Raw genomic sequence first — 14,903 nt, 5'->3', positions numbered from 1 at the left:
TTTTAGAAGGAAATCGATATTACCACCCTTTGCCCGGGCTTTCATGGCGGAGCCGGCAAAAGCGGGGCCAAGCTCAAAAATGCATGCTGAAAATGATTTTCATTAAGCAAGCGGTGTTGATTAATTCATTGAATGTATTGGGATTTAATGATTTCCCCTGATACTTGATGTGGTCATACCAGAAATAATCTGACGTTTAGCCGAAGGCTTGTTTACCACCGCTGTTTGCATTGTTAACATGATCACACTTTTTTGACGTATCCCCCTTTTGGTGCGTCATTTTCACTTAGGTGATAGGCAGGGCATTGCAGGAACACATCGATACGCTGGTTGCGCGTTATGACGACATTACCCGTCTCAAGACGCAACGGGCGTTAGGCCTCATGAGTCGCTATGGGCAGCAGGTATTCCAACTGCTGCCTGTCATGCTGCACTTCAATCATCCCCTGCTGCCCGGTTATGTCTCCGGTGATGTCCCTCATGGCATCTGGAGCTTCAGTGCCACTGCCGAGCAGCAAGCCTTTATCGATGACCTCTGCCGCAACGCCAACTGCCAGAGTGGTCTGGCAACCCATGATCGAGCTATTCAGGGGCTCTACTCCATGGGCAGCACCTCCTCCATCGGTCAATGCTGTCACTCCGATCTCGATATCTGGGTCTGCCACGTGGCCGGTTTGTCGCAGGAGCGGCTCGATCTGCTGGAGCTGAAATGCCAGCAACTCTCCAAGTGGGCCGAACAGCGCGGGGTCGATCTCAACTTCTTCCTGATCCCGGAAGACAAGTTCCGCCAGACCAACGATGCCCAGATGCAGGGGGAGAGCTGCGGCAGTGCCCAGCACCTGCTGTTGCTCGACGAGTTCTACCGCAGTGCCATGCGTATCGCGGGCAAACGCTTGATCTGGTATCTGGTGCCCACCGAGTGTGATGATCACTACGATGAGTATGTGAACGAGCTGTTCGAGAGCGGCAAGCTCAAGCAGGACGACTGGCTCGATCTCGGCAGTTTTGACCGTATTCCGGCCGAAGAGTATTTCGGCTCCGCCCTGTGGCAGCTCTACAAGGGGATCGACTCCCCCTACAAGGCGGTGCTCAAGTCGGTGCTGATGGAAGCCTACTCTCACGAGTATCCCAATACCCGCCTGCTGTCGATGATTGGTCGCGACTGGTTCCAGCACAACGAGGGGATGCACTACCGGCTCGACAACTACTGTCTGATGCTGGACAAGGTGACCAACTACCTCAAGTCCATCGGCGACATGGCGCGGCTCGATCTGGTGCGCCGCTGCTTCTACCTCAAGGTGTGCGACGGTCTCAGCCATCCCAAGGATGATCACTCCCCCGAGTGGCGCCGCGAGCAGATGAGCCAGCTGGTCTCCTACTGGGGCTGGAGTCAGGACAAACTCTATCAACTCGATCACCGCCACGAGTGGAAGATCGAAGAGGTGAAGATCGCTCACGCCGAGCTGCTGGAAGCCCTGATGCAGAGCTACCGCAACCTGATCCAGTTCGCCCGCCGCAACAACATCAGCGAGTCGATCAACCCGGAAGATATCGGCATTCTGTCGCGCAAACTCTATGCCGCGTTCGAGAGCCTGCCGGGCAAGGTGCAGCGTATCAACCTCAAGATCGCGCCTGATCTCAGCGAGCCGGATCTCAGCTTCGTGCAGGTGCCGCATGGTCGCCTCAATCGCGCCGGCTGGTATCTCTACAAACATTCACTGGAGCCGGTGGACATCATTGGCCGCGCGCCGCTGGAGTTCAACGGTTACATCAGCAAGCTGGTCTCCTGGGCCTACTTCAACGATCTGTTGACGCCCCAGTCGCGGGTGCACCTGTTCAATCAGGGTTCGGATCTGCACATCGACAATCTGCACCAGTTCTGCCGCGATCTCTCCGGCTGCTTCCCCGAGAAGTACCCACTGGCCACCAACCTGGCCCTCAGCCGGCCGTGCGAGATCCGTCAGCTCTCCATCTTCCTCAATCTGGAGATGGACCCGACCAGTCACTGGGTCGGTCAGGTGATCGAATTTGACGCCAATACCGTGGATGTCTTCTCGTTTGGTCGCAATCAGGAGTGTCTGGTGGGCTCGGTGGATCTGGTCTATCGCAACTCCTGGAGCGAGATCCGTACCCTGCACTTCCAGGGGGATGAAGCCGTGGTCGATGCCCTCACCACCATCCTCGGCAAGATGCATCAGGATGCCGCCGCCCCCGAGATGATCGAGGTGTTCTGCTACAGCCAGCACTTCCGTTCTCTGGTGCGCTCCCGTTTCCAGACGCTGGTGGCGGAGTGTATCGATCTGCGCCTTGCCCGCGACAAGCAGCAGTTGGTCAAGACCATGGCCCTTGGCCGCGAGAAGTACGGCATCTTCTTCGAGCGGCGCGGGGTGTCGGTGAAGAAGCTGGAAAACGCCATCGATTTTTACCGTCACATCTCCCACAACAAGCTGGATCACCTGCCGCTGCGGCTCGACAAGACCCACAGCCAGCATCTGCCGAGCATCGTCGATGCCTACGCCAGCGAAGGGTTGGTGCAGTTTTTCTTCGATACCCGGGATGCGGGCACCAACATCTATATCCTCGATGAGGCGAACCGGGTGGAGATCTACCAGCACTTTGCCGGAAACAAGGATGAGCTGGTGGCGGGGGTCAACCGCTTCTACACCTCCAATCACGAGCGGTTCAGCGATGATGGGCAGTTCATCAACTTCAACCTGCCGCAGTACTACGAGATAGTACAAGTGAATGGCGAGCTGGATGTGATCCCCTATCGCAGTCAGGGCACTCTGCGCGAACAGGTGCCGCCCGCTCGAGAAGTGGGCTGACCCGTCAGTTGGAATCGCCATAAAAAACGGCCTGCAGATGCAGGCCGTTTGCTTTACTGGAGAGGCTCACGCGCCGAGGCGGGCCAGCAGCCAGCTGCGAATGTCGCCGAGCTGCGGGCGGCAGATCTCGTGGCGCATTGGGTACTCGTGCCACTCGGGGGCGAGTCCGGCGCTTTCCAGTCGGTTCTTGGCATCCCAACCGAGCGACAGGCTCACCACATCGTCATAGATGCCGTGCATGTAGCAGATGGGCAGGGTGCGAGCAGCCTCGCTCATCTCGCCGAGCAGCTTGTCGGGGGCGGCCAGATAGGTGGACATGCAGAGCAGGCCAGCCAGCGTTGCCTGATAGCGCAGCGCGGTGAAGGAGGCAATCACCCCGCCCTGAGAGAAACCTGCCAGCACGATATGATTGGGGGCAAACCCGTCGGCTACCAGCTGATCGAGCAATGCGGCAATCTGGTCGGCCGATTCACGGACATGGGACTCAACTGCCCGCTCGGCGGGATCCTCGAAGCTCTTGATGTCGTACCAGCCGCGCATCTTGTAGCCCATATTGATGGTGATGGGGCGCTCGGGGGCATCCGGCAGCAGGTGACGCACCGGCAAGTCGGCGGGCAGATCCAGCGCGTCCACCAGCGGGGCGAGGCCGGCGCCGGAATCACCCAGCCCGTGCAGCCAGATCACCGCGTGACGGGCGCCCTGCGGGTGCAGGTCGATCATGGGAACACCACCTCTTCGCCCGCCTGGGCGGTGCAGGATTGGCTCAGCAGCGCCTTGAGCTCGTGGCCGAAGCGGTTGTCGATCCAGGTGTCACCCTGCAGTTCGAAGTGGAAGCCGTTCTCGCGGGTGGCGACCCAAATCTGGTGCAGTGGCTCCTGCTTGTTGATGATGACCTTGGTCTTGTTCTCGAAAGAGAGGGTCAATACGCCGCCGCTGCGCTCGCAGTCGATATCCGGATACCCCTCGTCGAGCGTGTCTTCCACATATTGGAAAAAGGCGTCGGTCAGGGCGTGATACTCGTGATCCTTCATCGGTTTATCCTGTTGCTTTTAACAATGTGAGTGCGATTATAGAGGGCCAAAAATTTTTTCGCAGCGAACCATTATGATCACTCAGTTCACCAAGTGTCTGCTTGCTACTCTTCTGTCCCTCGGGTTGGCCGCGTGCGGTCTGAAGGGGCCGCTTTATATGCCGCCCCCCGAGCAGCCACAGAGCCAGAGTACACCGCAAGCAGCACCGCCTGCGACCACCGAGGCCGCGCCGCACTAATGCCGCACCCATTCTAGGAAGGAACCGCCCCCTTGGATCACTTTAACTACGACGCCGACGGCCAGCTTCAGGCCGAGCAAACCTCGCTGCAACAGCTTGCCGAGCAGTACGGTACCCCGCTTTACGTCTACTCCCGTGCGACCCTCGAGCGCCATTGGCACGCCTTCGACAAGGCCGCTGGCGATATTCCCCATCTGATCTGCTATGCGGTGAAGGCCAACTCCAACCTGGCGCTGCTCAACCTGCTGGCCCGACTGGGCTCGGGGTTTGACATCGTCTCAGGTGGCGAGCTGTCGCGGGTTCTTGCGGCGGGCGGTGATCCGGGCAAAGTGGTCTTCTCCGGGGTGGCCAAGAGTGAAGCGGAGATGCGCCTTGCGCTGGATAAAGAGATCCTCTGCTTCAATCTGGAGTCGGAAGCCGAGCTGGAGCGCCTCAATCGGGTGGCGGGCAGCATGGGCAAGAAGGCTCGCGTCTCGGTGCGGGTCAATCCGGATATCGATGCCGGTACTCACCCCTATATCTCCACCGGCCTCAAGCAGAACAAGTTCGGCATTCCCATCGAGCTGGCGCCAGTCATCTATCGCAAGGCGGCCGCGATGGCGAACATCGAGATCGTCGGGGTCGATTGCCATATCGGCTCGCAACTCACTGAATTGAATCCCTTTATGGAAGCGGCTGACAAGCTGCTGCGGCTGATCGACGGTCTGGCGGCGGAAGGGATTCATATCCACCATCTGGACGTGGGTGGTGGCCTTGGGGTCAACTACGGTTCCGAGCAGCCACCCCATCCGACCGAGTATGCCGAAGCGCTCAAGCAGAAGCTGGCGGGCCGGGATCTGACTCTGCTGTTCGAACCGGGCCGCGCCATCGTCGCCAATGCCGGCGTGCTGCTGACTCGGGTTGAGTATCTGAAACCGGGCGAGACCCGCAACTTCGCGCTGATCGATGCCGGCATGAACGACATGCTGCGCCCCTCGCTCTACGGCGCCTGGATGAACATCATCGAGGTGGATAGCCGTGCCGGTCATGCTCCCGCGCTCTATGACGTGGTGGGCCCGGTGTGCGAGACCGGTGACTTCCTCGGCAAGGAGCGCACTCTGGCTATTGCCGAGGGTTCCCTGCTGGCAGTGCGCTCGGCCGGTGCCTACGGCTTTACCATGTCATCCAACTACAACACCCGTCCGCGCGCTGCCGAAGTGCTGGTGGATGGTGCCGAGGCGCACCTGATCCGCGAGCGTGAGCAGTTGGCCGATCTCTGGCGCGGTGAGCACCTGCTGCCCTGATGGCGCAGGCTGGGACAATGATTTCATAACGGTTGACGGTGAGTATTTACAGCCCTAACAGCACAGGAATGCACGATGTGGATAGATTGTTCCATGATGCATGGGGCTTTGGACAACGACTTCATGGCGCTTGACGACCCTTGGTTCGGTGAATTTTTACAGCCCTAACAGCACAGGAATGCACGATGTTGATAGATTTTTCCAAGATGCATGGCTTGGGCAACGACTTCATGGTGGTGGATGGCGTCACCCAGAAGGTATTTTTCAGCAATGACGTCATCAAGAAGCTGGCAGATCGCCACTTCGGGATCGGCTTTGACCAGCTGCTGCTGGTGGAGCCGCCCTATGACCCTGAACTCGACTTTCACTATCGCATTTTCAATGCCGATGGCAGCGAAGTGGAGCAGTGTGGCAACGGTGCCCGCTGTTTTGCCCGTTTCGTGCGTCTCAAGGGGCTGATCAACCGGGATCGCATCGCGGTCAGTACCGCCCGGGGTCGCATCGTGTTGCAGCTGGAGGGGGAGAATCAGGTCACGGTCAACATGGGGGTTCCCCAGTTTGAGCCGGGCAAGATCCCGTTCCGGGCCCAGAAGGCGGAAAAAACCTATCTGCTGCGGGCGCAGGAGCATACCGTGATGTGTGGCGTGGTCTCCATGGGCAATCCCCACTGCGTCATCGAGGTGCCTTCGGTCGCCGATGCGCCGGTCGAGACGCTCGGTGCCATCATGGAGCGCCACGAGCGTTTCCCTGAGCGGGTCAACGTTGGATTCATGGAGATGGTCAATGCCACCGAGATCAAGCTGCGTGTATTCGAGCGGGGCTGTGGCGAGACCCTGGCCTGCGGCACCGGTGCCTGTGCGGCGGCGGTGATTGGCATCAGTCAGGGCAAGCTCAAGGAGCGGGTCACCGTCAGTCTGCCGGGCGGCAAGCTGACCATCGCCTGGAAGGGCCCGGGCCAGCCGGTCTATATGACAGGTCCCGCCGAGCATGTGTTTGACGGCCAGATAGAGGTTTAGCCGATAAAGGTTCAGGTACGGGGGGCGTTGGCCCCCTTTGCCCATGATGTCGGGGCAGCGAGCCCCATTTCTCTGATGGATCAACCAATTTATGAGCGAACTCAAACGGCAGGAGCAATCGGTGGATGAAGCCACTGTGCTGGAGTACCTGGCCCGTTATCCCGAGTTTTTCCAACGCCATGCCGCCGTGCTGGACCGGATCCGCATTCCCCATGAACGCAAAGGGTCGGTCTCGCTGGTCGAGCGCCAGCTGGAGCGTCAGCGCGAGCGGATCGAACAGCTGGAGCAGGAGATCACCGAATTGATGGGGATCGCCAGCGAAAACGAGCGGATCTTCCGGGTCTATGCCGATCTCTACGGCGAGCTGTACGGCTGCCAGACCCTGTTCGAGGTAAGTGCCGTGATGGGCAAGGCCTTTGTCCAGCGGCTGCGCCTGACCGGGCTGCGGCTCTGGCTCAATCCCAAGAAGTTTGCCCTGAGCGGGCCCGAGCAGCGCTTTCTGGCGCAGGGCAAGCAGCTCGAATCCCTGCTGGGTCAGCGTCTGCCGGGGCAGGATTACTACTTTGGCCGCCTGAGCCAGAGCGAGAAGCAGGCGCTGTTTGGCCATGATGTGCTGGTCAACTCGGTGGCCCTGATGCGGCTCGGCGATCTCGGTGTGCTGGCCTTCGCCAGCTCGGATCCCGGCCACTTTACTCCCCACAACGACACCCTGCTGCTGGGCCAACTGGGGCGCCTGCTGCAACTGCGTCTGCCCGAGTTGACTCATGGCTAGAACACCGGCCAGGGCGCCCGCCAAAGCTCCCGTCGTCGCACCGCCACTGCCTGCGGAACTGGCGGACGAGCTGGCGGCCTTTATCGAATACCTGAGGGTCGAGCGTCAGCTCAGCCCTCATACCCGCAATAACTATCAAGCCCATCTGGAGGCGATGACCGCCGAGCTGGTGGCTCTGGGGCTCACTGACTGGGGTCGGCTCGAGGCGAGTCAGGTGCGCACTCTGGTGACCCGGATGCACAAGGGGGGACTTGCTCCTCGTTCCCTGTCCACCAAGGTCTCTGCCCTGCGCAGCTTTTGCGACTGGCAGGTGCGGCAGGGGCGGCTGACCGCCAATCCGGCCCGTGGCATCGTCACCCCCAAACAGGGGCGGCCGCTGCCGAAAAACCTCGATGTGGACGAGATGCACCAGCTGCTCAACATCACCGACGAGCAGGATCCGCTGGCGGTGCGGGATCGCGCCATCATGGAGCTGATGTACTCTTCAGGGCTGCGTCTGGCCGAGCTGGTGGGGATCAATCTGGTGGACCTGAAGCTCGACGACCGCCAGCTCAAGGTGACCGGCAAGGGCTCGCGGGAGCGGGTGCTGCCCATCGGCCGGATGGCGGTCGAGTGGCTGCAGAAGTGGCTCAAGGTGCGCCCGCTGCTTGCCGGGGATGAGAGCGAGGCGCTGTTTGTCTCCAGCCGCAAGCAGCGGCTGTCGGCGCGCTCGGTGCAGGCCCGCCTTGATGGCTGGGGCAACAAGCAGGCGCTCAACGCCCACGTCCATCCCCACAAGCTGCGCCACAGCTTCGCCACCCATATGCTGGAGTCCTCCGGCGATCTGCGGGCGGTGCAGGAGCTGCTGGGACATGCCGACCTCTCTACCACCCAGATCTATACCCACCTCGACTTCCAGCATCTGGCCAAGGTTTACGACAGCGCCCACCCCAGGGCCAAGCGTGACCCGGATGCGCAGGACGATGAATAACGGGCCCTGAGCCCCGTTGCAGAGGAGAGTCCATGCACTTCTATCGCCGCTGGCAGCCGGTTGCCGCCATCTCGTTTGATCTCGACGATACCCTCTATGACAACGGCCCCGCCATCGTGCGGGCCGAGCAGTGGATGTTGAGCCATCTGCGCAGCGAATATCTGGCCACCGCCATGCTCGACAAGCCGCGCTGGCTGGAGCTAAAACGCGCCGTGTTGTTGGCCAGGCCCGAGCTGCGCCACGATGTCAGTCTGGCGCGCCAGCAGACCATCCGCGCCGCTATGGTGGCGGGGGGGATGGCTGACCAGCAGGCCAGTCGCGAGGCGGAGCAGGTGTTTGCTGCGTTTCTGGCAGAGCGCTCGAAGATCGAGGTGAGCGAGTCCACTCATCAGCTGCTGGCCAGATTGGCCGAACGCTACCCGCTGGTGGTGATCACCAACGGCAATCTGGATCTGGCGCAGGCAGGGCTGGACCACTACTTCATGCTGGTCTGCAAGGCGGGGGCGGACGCCAGAATGAAACCGGCACCGGATATGTTTGAGCAGACCCGCAGCACCCTCAAGTTGCCAGCAGAGCGGATCCTCCATGTGGGGGATCATCCCGAGACCGATGTGCTGGGTGCCCGATTGCATGGCTTTCGCGCCGCCTGGCTCAACGAGCGGCAACAACCGTGGCAACAGCTGCAACTGTTGCCGGACGTGGAGCTGACGGCACTGGAGGAGCTGGCCGAACTGCTGCTCTGATGGCGCTGGCGGGTGGCCCGGCTCAGGCGGTAATGGCTGTCAGTGAATAGCGATGTATGGCAAGGGGTTACGCCCGCTATTTGCGGCAAATCAGCCCGAGCAGGGTGTAGCGATCGCGCTGGTTGACGCGGCAGTAACTGATGCCGACGGGCAGCGCCTGCTGCAGGGTGATGGCGCTGTTCTGATAGCGGCAGACCAGATAGAGCGGGCGCAGACTGCTATCGAGCTGGCTCCAGTAGTGGATTTCGTCGCTGTCGCCATTATCCGGTTTGAGTTGGGCCAGCTCGGCAGGATCTCCGTCGAACAGGGCCAGATTATCGAGCCGGTGGCTGAGGGTTTCGTCCGGTTTGCCATCGTCATTGCGGGTGAACGCCTGCCAGCCCTGCTGCGGGGTCAGCAGCTGCTGGCGACTCTCGATGGTGGCGGGACAATCAAATTGCAGGCTGGCGGCAAGGGCTAGGGTAGTCAGTAACATGGCTGGGGTTCTCTCTTCACGTCCTCAATATCGTGCCATGCTACGTCATCTTCCACCGAACAACTTCATCAGTTTATCAAGGAGATCAAGCTGTTGTGGTGGCTGTTTCATGGCTTCCGCCTCCCGCTCCAGCAGCGCCCGCTGCTCCTGCTGGCGGTCGCTCAGCACCCGGTAGAGGGGCTCGACCAGCGCCTCGCGCTGCATCACCAACTCCTGAAACATTGCCTGATTGATGCGATAGGTTTCGACGGTGGCCACCGCCCGCACCGTGAAGGAGCTGGGCTCGCCGGTGAGCAGGCTCAGTTCGCCAAAAAAGTCTCCCGCGTTGAGCGTACCAAGCTTCAGCTCTCGTCCCTCGACATTGACCACCATCTCGGCCTCCCCTTTGACCAGCACGAACAGCCAGCTGGAGACATCCCCCTGCTCCAGCATGATGTCGCCGCTGACGAAGGGGGCGAACTTCACCTGATCGGCCAGCTGAAGCAGCTCGTTCTCCTGCAACATGGCAAACAGCGGCAGCTTGCGAAGGGTATCGGTTCGTTCGGCGGTGTGGCGCTTGTGGCGGGCATCCAGATGCTGCTTCTCCTTGGCCATAAAGACGTTGAAGATCGGCGGGGTGAGGCGGCGATCGTTGCGGCGCAGGGCGGCATCGATCAGGCTGCGCACCATGGAGTCGGTCGGATCGTCGCGAGCCAGGTCAGTGAGCCAGTAGCGCACCGCATAGCGGGCAATCCCTCCTTCGACGTTCATCAGCAGGCAGTCCGGTTGCGGATGCTTGGCGACGCAGGGGAGCTTGGTCTCCCGCAGGGATTTCTCGATCAGCGCGATGATCTGGGTCGGCAGGGTATCCAGGGTCAGATCGAACCAGACCCAGCGCCGCCACTGCAAGGGTTCGCCACGGCGGCGCCCGAGCACGGTGAAGCGCTGTTTGAGCAGGTGGCTGTTGGGGATGACGACAGTCTCCCAGTTGCGGGTCTCGATGGTGGTAGCACGCCAGTTGATCTCCACCACCCGGCCCTGGGTGGTGTCGACTTGCAGCCAGTCACCGATGGCGATGGAGTTGTCGAGCTGAATGGAGACCCCGGCCAGCAGGTTGCCAAGGGTGTCCTGCATGGCGAAGGCGATGACCGCGGTGATCACCGCGGAGGTAGTGACTATCTCCCCGAGCGCCATGCCGGAGGCGTAGAGGCGAAACAGACCCCAGCCGATATAGCCGATGGTGATGACGATATCGGCGATGATCCGCGGGATCCGCACATGGCAGAGGGGGAGCAGAAATTCGAACAGCAGGATCCCCCATATCTTGACCAGTATCAGGCCAGCCAGCAGGGTGGAGATCTCGATCAGCAATTGATGGGGCAGCGGCAGTTTGAACCAGCCCCCTTCCAGCTGGATCAGCAGGATCACCACCGCGCTAATCATCACGAAGCCGAGCTCGGAGAGCAGCTCCCGTCGCTGTCCCGGACGGCGCCAGAAGTGGAGCAGCATCAGGGAGAGGGTGAGCAGGGTCCAGAACGGGTGTTCGCCAATCCAGATCAGCGTCGGTAGCGCGGTGAGGTTTTCGCCAGCCATAGCAGCACCTTATTGTGGTTTTATTTCCAGCATAGCTGCTACGGCGCGGGGAAATGGTGCGTTGGGGCGGCAATTTATTTATCCTGTGCAGAACCGGGCAAAGGAGTGCGATTGAGTGAAATTTTCAAAGAAAATCATCTGTTTGATGGCCCTGTTGCCATTGGCTGGCTGCGACCTGCTGGCCGAGAAGTATCGGGTCGAATTCCGGGATGGCTCCTGGCGTGAAATAGCCATTACCCCCTTTTCCAGCGAGGCGCGCTGGCGTGAGGGGTGTGCCACCGGCGAGGTGCTGAGCGACATGAAGGTGCCCATCAAGCGGGGTGACACTGTCAATGGCCGCGAGCAGTTGCTGATCGGCGGCGAGAAGTTCGAGCTGGATGACAACAACCTCTACCGCAGCAACGGCATGGTGTTTGGCCATTCGCCTGATCATATCCAGCGCGGGCTCAAGGGGATGGATATCTGCCGCACCCTGCGCCCCGAGCGGGGTGGACTGCCCAAGCTCAAGGCGCGCGGGTTTGGCGACTGAATCGATGAGGGATTAACTCGCTGCCATCAATGCACAGCGTTGGCGGCATGCATCGCCAAAGGCTTGAAAGATCTTGATGGAGTGGGGATTTTCATTGGCTTTCCACTCCGGATGCCACTGCACTGCCAGCAAAAAGGGTGACAGTGCGGGAGCATGAAGTGCCTCGATCAGCCCATCTTCGGCGTGGGCCAACGGCTCCAGACCATTCCCCAACCGGTTGATGCCCTGCCCATGCAGGGAGTTGACCGGAATCTGTTCTTCCCCCATCAGTTCGGCAAACCAGCTGCCCGGCAGCAGTTTGATCTGATGGCTCGGCCCATACTGCTCGTCGACCGGATCGTCGGCATCCTCCCGGTGATCGTCATAACCCGGCTCGTTATAGACCTTCTGATGGATGTCTCCCCCCAGCGCCACGTTGATCTCCTGCATGCCGCGGCAGATCCCGAGGATCGGCAAGCCACGGGCGAGCGCCCCCTTGATGAGGGGCAGATCGAACAGATCGCGATCCCTGTCCTGCTGTTTCTCCGGCGTGAGGTTCTCCTGACCGTAGAGGGCCGGATCGATGTTGGAACCGGCGCCGCTCAGATAGACCCCATCGGCGAGATCCAGATACTGCTCCAGATCGGCGGTGCCGCAGCAGGTGGGTACCAGCAGCGGGACGCAGCCGCTTATCTCCACCAGCGGCATGATGTATTTGTGGGTCATCACCTGATAGGCGTGGCCGTTGCGGGGCTGGGTCCCCATGGTCATCAGCACGACAGGTTTACGGGTGGCGGGAGGCTGGGGATTTGGCATAGGGCACCTTGATTATCCTTGGCGTTGAAGTCTCATCCTGCGCCTTGGGCAGGCCCTTGCAAACCGGCAGGGCAAGGGCATGCCTCAAGGCATGGTCATGGGATCCCGCGTCGGGCCGGGTGACAGAATCGTTGGTCAGCCTGGGCAGCGACAGCCTGGATCCTCTCTTCAGTCTGCCAAGGCCGTTCAATATGTCAAACAAAATGATGCCAAGTTGTTAACGTATTTGTCTTGAACTGCTCTGAAGCTGCGATTTAACGGGGCTGTTGAGATGGGTCGTTATGGTTGGGGTAGCGAAGTGGTGGATATATTAAACGCGCAGGGATGGCGGGGGATGTGGAGAGGAAAAGGCATCAATAGAAGCACGCCTCCCCGAGGGGAGGCGTGTTTCGGGGATCACAGCAGGTCTTCGATCTCGCCGCGCAGATACTGGTACATCTCGCGGTAGGCGACCGGCGGCTTGTTCAGCTCCCGCTCCTTGTTGGCGGAGCGGATCAGCTGGCGCAGCTTCTGGCGATCCAGCTCGTGGAACTGGGACATCAGCTCGTTGAGGGCGCTGTCACCTTCGGTGATCAGGCGCTCGCGCCACTGCTCCAGGCGATGCAGGCGGGCATTCACGGTGGAGTGACGGTTCTTGATGATGGAGAGCGCTTCGGCAATCGGCTCGATATCGCGGCTGCGCATCAGGCGGCCGATGAACTGCAGATGGCGACGGAAGGACTCATCCTTCTTCGGCTTGAGTTTGCGACCCAGCTCGACAGCTTCTGCAAGCTCTTCATCCAACGGGATTTTTTCCAGTTCGCTGTGGCTGAGGGAGACGATCTCTTCCCCCATTTTCTGCAATGCTTCGGCATCGCGCTTGAGCTGGCTCTTGCTGGGGCCCCAGTCTTCGAACTCGTTGTCGTCTTGATATTGACTCATCGGTCTCTTGATTCCTGTCATTCACGTTTGGCGGATATGTTACCAGCTTCTCCCGCTGGGCGCAGGGGTCTGATATGCTTACTCCCCTTTCCTTCTTTCATACAGATGTGAGTTATGGATCAGCAAGACCAAATCCGCCAGGATCAAGCCCATCTCGAGGCCGTGGTTGCCGAAGCCCTGGAGATAGCCAAAGGACTGGGCGCCTCGCTGGCCGAAGTCTCCATCAGCAAGCAGACCGGGTTATCGGTGAACACCCGGGGTTGTGAACTGGAAAGCATTGAATTCAATAAGGATGGCGCCCTCGGTATCGCTGTCTATCGCGATGGTTGCAAGGGATCTTCCTCGACCACCGATCTGAGCAAACCCGCCATTCGTGCCGCCGTTGAAGCGGCCATCAAGATTGCTCGCCACACCTCGGCCGATGATTGCGCCGGTCTGGCGGACGCCGAGCTGCTGGCCTGGGATGCCCCCGACCTGCAACTGTGTCACCAAATCGAGCTGGATCCCCAGCGCGGGATCGAGCTGGCCATCGAGTGCGAACAACTCGCTCTGGGCCGCGATGCCCGCATCAAACACTCCGACGGTGCCGGTTTCTCCAGCCATCTTGGCATCAAGGTCTATGGCAACAGCCACGGCTTCGTCAAAGGCTACGCGGCGTCGCGCAACTCACTAAGCTGCGTGCTGATCGGCGAGCAGGATGGCGATATGCAGCGGGATTACGGCTACTCCTCCAGCCGTACCCTCGACGGGCTCTGGAGCCCGCAGCGTATTGCCGATGAGGCGGTGGAGCGTACCGTCTCCCGCCTCGGCGCCCGCAAGATCTCTACCCGTCACGCGCCTGTGCTGTTCCACCCAGACACTGCCTCCGGCCTGTGGGGCCATCTGGTGATGGCCATCAGCGGTGGCAACCTCTATCGCAAGTCGAGCTTCCTGCTCGACAAATTGGGCAAGCAGATCCTGCCAGAGTGGCTCACCATTCAGGAGTTCCCCCACCTGCTGGGCGGGCTCGCCAGTACCCCGTTCGATGGCGAAGGGGTGCGTACCCGCGACATGGATATCATCCGTAATGGCGAGCTGATGAGCTGGCTGCTGACCTCTTACTCTGCCCGCAAGCTCGGGCTGACTACTACGGGTCACGCCGGTGGCATCCACAACTGGCAGGTTTCCAATACCGGCCAGGATTTTCAGGGCATGCTGCAAGAGATGGGCACCGGTCTGCTGGTGACCGAGCTGATGGGGCAGGGGGTCAATATCGTCAATGGTGACTACTCCCGCGGCGCCGCCGGCTTCTGGGTCGAGAATGGCGAGATAGCCTATCCGGTAGAGGAGATCACCATCGCCGGCAATCTGGCCGAGATGTTCAGCCATATCGTGGCGGTGGGCTGTGACGAAGATGAACGATCCAGTCTCAAGACCGGCTCGGTGCTGGTAGAGAATATGAAGCTGGCGGGCCACTGATCCCGGTTTCAACAGAACCGAAATGTCTAGTCCTGAAATAGGTTTACACATTTTCAACTAGCATTTCTCTACTCAGAACCCCCTATGTACCGCATCGGGGGTTCTGTATTTCAACGCATGATGCGGCCGCTCCNCGTTGTAAATATCCACCGCCTCACGCACCATTTCCCGCGCTTGCGCCAAATCCTGCGGGCTTTGCAACAATAACTCTCCTTTCAAAATCCCGTTCACCCGCTCCGCCAACGCATTCTGGTAACAGTCATACCCATCCGTCA

At 60.2% G+C, this 14,903-nt stretch carries 16 protein-coding genes; 9 read left to right on the top strand and 7 right to left on the bottom strand.

What is annotated here, in order from left to right:
- Positions 1-305: 305 nt before the first annotated feature.
- Positions 306-2,825, top strand: coding sequence for a class I adenylate cyclase (locus AB5Y84_RS04460; RefSeq protein WP_021231823.1), 2,520 nt, complete (start codon positions 306-308; stop codon positions 2,823-2,825).
- Positions 2,826-2,891: 66 nt separating this feature from the next.
- On the opposite strand, the gene AB5Y84_RS04455 is transcribed toward AB5Y84_RS04460, so the two are convergent.
- A complete protein-coding gene (locus tag AB5Y84_RS04455) occupies positions 2,892-3,545 on the bottom strand; it encodes an alpha/beta hydrolase (RefSeq protein ID WP_368176452.1) in 654 nt (217 codons plus the stop codon).
- Positions 3,542-3,856 carry an iron donor protein CyaY gene (cyaY, locus tag AB5Y84_RS04450; protein WP_019444859.1) on the bottom strand — a complete coding sequence of 105 codons (315 nt, stop codon included), beginning with the start codon at positions 3,854-3,856 and terminating at the stop codon, positions 3,542-3,544. The genes AB5Y84_RS04455 and cyaY overlap by 4 nt, the downstream gene beginning before the upstream one ends.
- Before the next feature lie 73 nt (positions 3,857-3,929).
- Between cyaY and AB5Y84_RS04445 the strand changes: the two genes are divergently transcribed.
- The 6 genes from AB5Y84_RS04445 (at position 3,930) to AB5Y84_RS04420 (ending at position 8,878) form a co-directional block, all read left to right on the top strand.
- A complete protein-coding gene (locus AB5Y84_RS04445; RefSeq protein WP_368176451.1) occupies positions 3,930-4,094 on the top strand; it encodes a lipoprotein in 165 nt (54 codons plus the stop codon).
- Between the two features lie 32 nt (positions 4,095-4,126).
- Positions 4,127-5,377 carry a diaminopimelate decarboxylase gene (lysA, locus tag AB5Y84_RS04440; RefSeq protein ID WP_127006249.1) on the top strand — a complete coding sequence of 417 codons (1,251 nt, stop codon included), beginning with the start codon at positions 4,127-4,129 and terminating at the stop codon, positions 5,375-5,377.
- Positions 5,378-5,562: 185 nt separating this feature from the next.
- Entirely contained in the window at positions 5,563-6,393 is an 831-nt protein-coding gene (gene dapF / locus AB5Y84_RS04435; protein ID WP_005336371.1) for a diaminopimelate epimerase, read from the top strand.
- Between the two features lie 91 nt (positions 6,394-6,484).
- Positions 6,485-7,165 (top strand): DUF484 family protein, encoded by a 681-nt coding sequence (locus tag AB5Y84_RS04430; RefSeq protein WP_005336370.1) that lies wholly within the window; start codon positions 6,485-6,487, stop codon positions 7,163-7,165.
- A complete protein-coding gene (gene xerC / locus AB5Y84_RS04425) occupies positions 7,158-8,135 on the top strand; it encodes a tyrosine recombinase XerC (protein WP_111899803.1) in 978 nt (325 codons plus the stop codon). The genes AB5Y84_RS04430 and xerC overlap by 8 nt, the downstream gene beginning before the upstream one ends.
- Before the next feature lie 32 nt (positions 8,136-8,167).
- Entirely contained in the window at positions 8,168-8,878 is a 711-nt protein-coding gene (locus AB5Y84_RS04420; protein ID WP_368176450.1) for an HAD-IA family hydrolase, read from the top strand.
- A 76-nt stretch (positions 8,879-8,954) separates the two neighbouring features.
- Here AB5Y84_RS04420 and AB5Y84_RS04415 read toward each other — a convergent pair whose 3' ends face one another.
- Together AB5Y84_RS04415 and AB5Y84_RS04410 are read right to left on the bottom strand one after the other, a co-directional pair.
- On the bottom strand, positions 8,955-9,353 hold the full coding sequence (locus tag AB5Y84_RS04415; RefSeq protein ID WP_368176449.1) for an STY0301 family protein: 399 nt from the start codon (positions 9,351-9,353) through the stop codon (positions 8,955-8,957).
- A gap of 45 nt (positions 9,354-9,398) precedes the next feature.
- The gene (locus AB5Y84_RS04410) at positions 9,399-10,925 is read right to left on the bottom strand and encodes a cyclic nucleotide-binding domain-containing protein (RefSeq protein ID WP_368176448.1); all 1,527 of its coding nucleotides are present in this window, start codon (positions 10,923-10,925) and stop codon (positions 9,399-9,401) included.
- Between the two features lie 145 nt (positions 10,926-11,070).
- Here AB5Y84_RS04410 and AB5Y84_RS04405 point away from each other — a divergent pair, with 145 nt between their 5' ends.
- Entirely contained in the window at positions 11,071-11,454 is a 384-nt protein-coding gene (locus tag AB5Y84_RS04405; RefSeq protein WP_040069030.1) for a hypothetical protein, read from the top strand.
- A gap of 12 nt (positions 11,455-11,466) precedes the next feature.
- Here the strand turns inward: AB5Y84_RS04405 and AB5Y84_RS04400 are convergent, their stop codons facing one another.
- Positions 11,467-12,249 carry a gamma-glutamyl-gamma-aminobutyrate hydrolase family protein gene (locus tag AB5Y84_RS04400; RefSeq protein WP_368176447.1) on the bottom strand — a complete coding sequence of 261 codons (783 nt, stop codon included), beginning with the start codon at positions 12,247-12,249 and terminating at the stop codon, positions 11,467-11,469.
- A gap of 396 nt (positions 12,250-12,645) precedes the next feature.
- Complete coding sequence (yjgA, locus tag AB5Y84_RS04395; protein WP_005336359.1) at positions 12,646-13,170, bottom strand: ribosome biogenesis factor YjgA; 525 nt, start codon at positions 13,168-13,170, stop codon at positions 12,646-12,648.
- A gap of 114 nt (positions 13,171-13,284) precedes the next feature.
- Between yjgA and pmbA the strand changes: the two genes are divergently transcribed.
- Positions 13,285-14,628: a metalloprotease PmbA gene (gene pmbA, locus AB5Y84_RS04390; protein ID WP_368176446.1), complete on the top strand. Its 1,344-nt coding sequence runs from the start codon at positions 13,285-13,287 to the stop codon at positions 14,626-14,628.
- A gap of 72 nt (positions 14,629-14,700) precedes the next feature.
- Here the strand turns inward: pmbA and AB5Y84_RS04385 are convergent.
- A partial coding sequence (locus AB5Y84_RS04385) for an integrase core domain-containing protein (RefSeq protein WP_368176445.1) occupies positions 14,701-14,903 on the bottom strand: 203 nt, incomplete at its 5' end.

Source organism: Aeromonas sp. s11, from assembly GCF_040907945.1.
Taxonomy (GTDB): domain Bacteria; phylum Pseudomonadota; class Gammaproteobacteria; order Enterobacterales; family Aeromonadaceae; genus Aeromonas; species Aeromonas veronii.
This window is presented reverse-complemented; position numbering and strand designations above follow the sequence as displayed.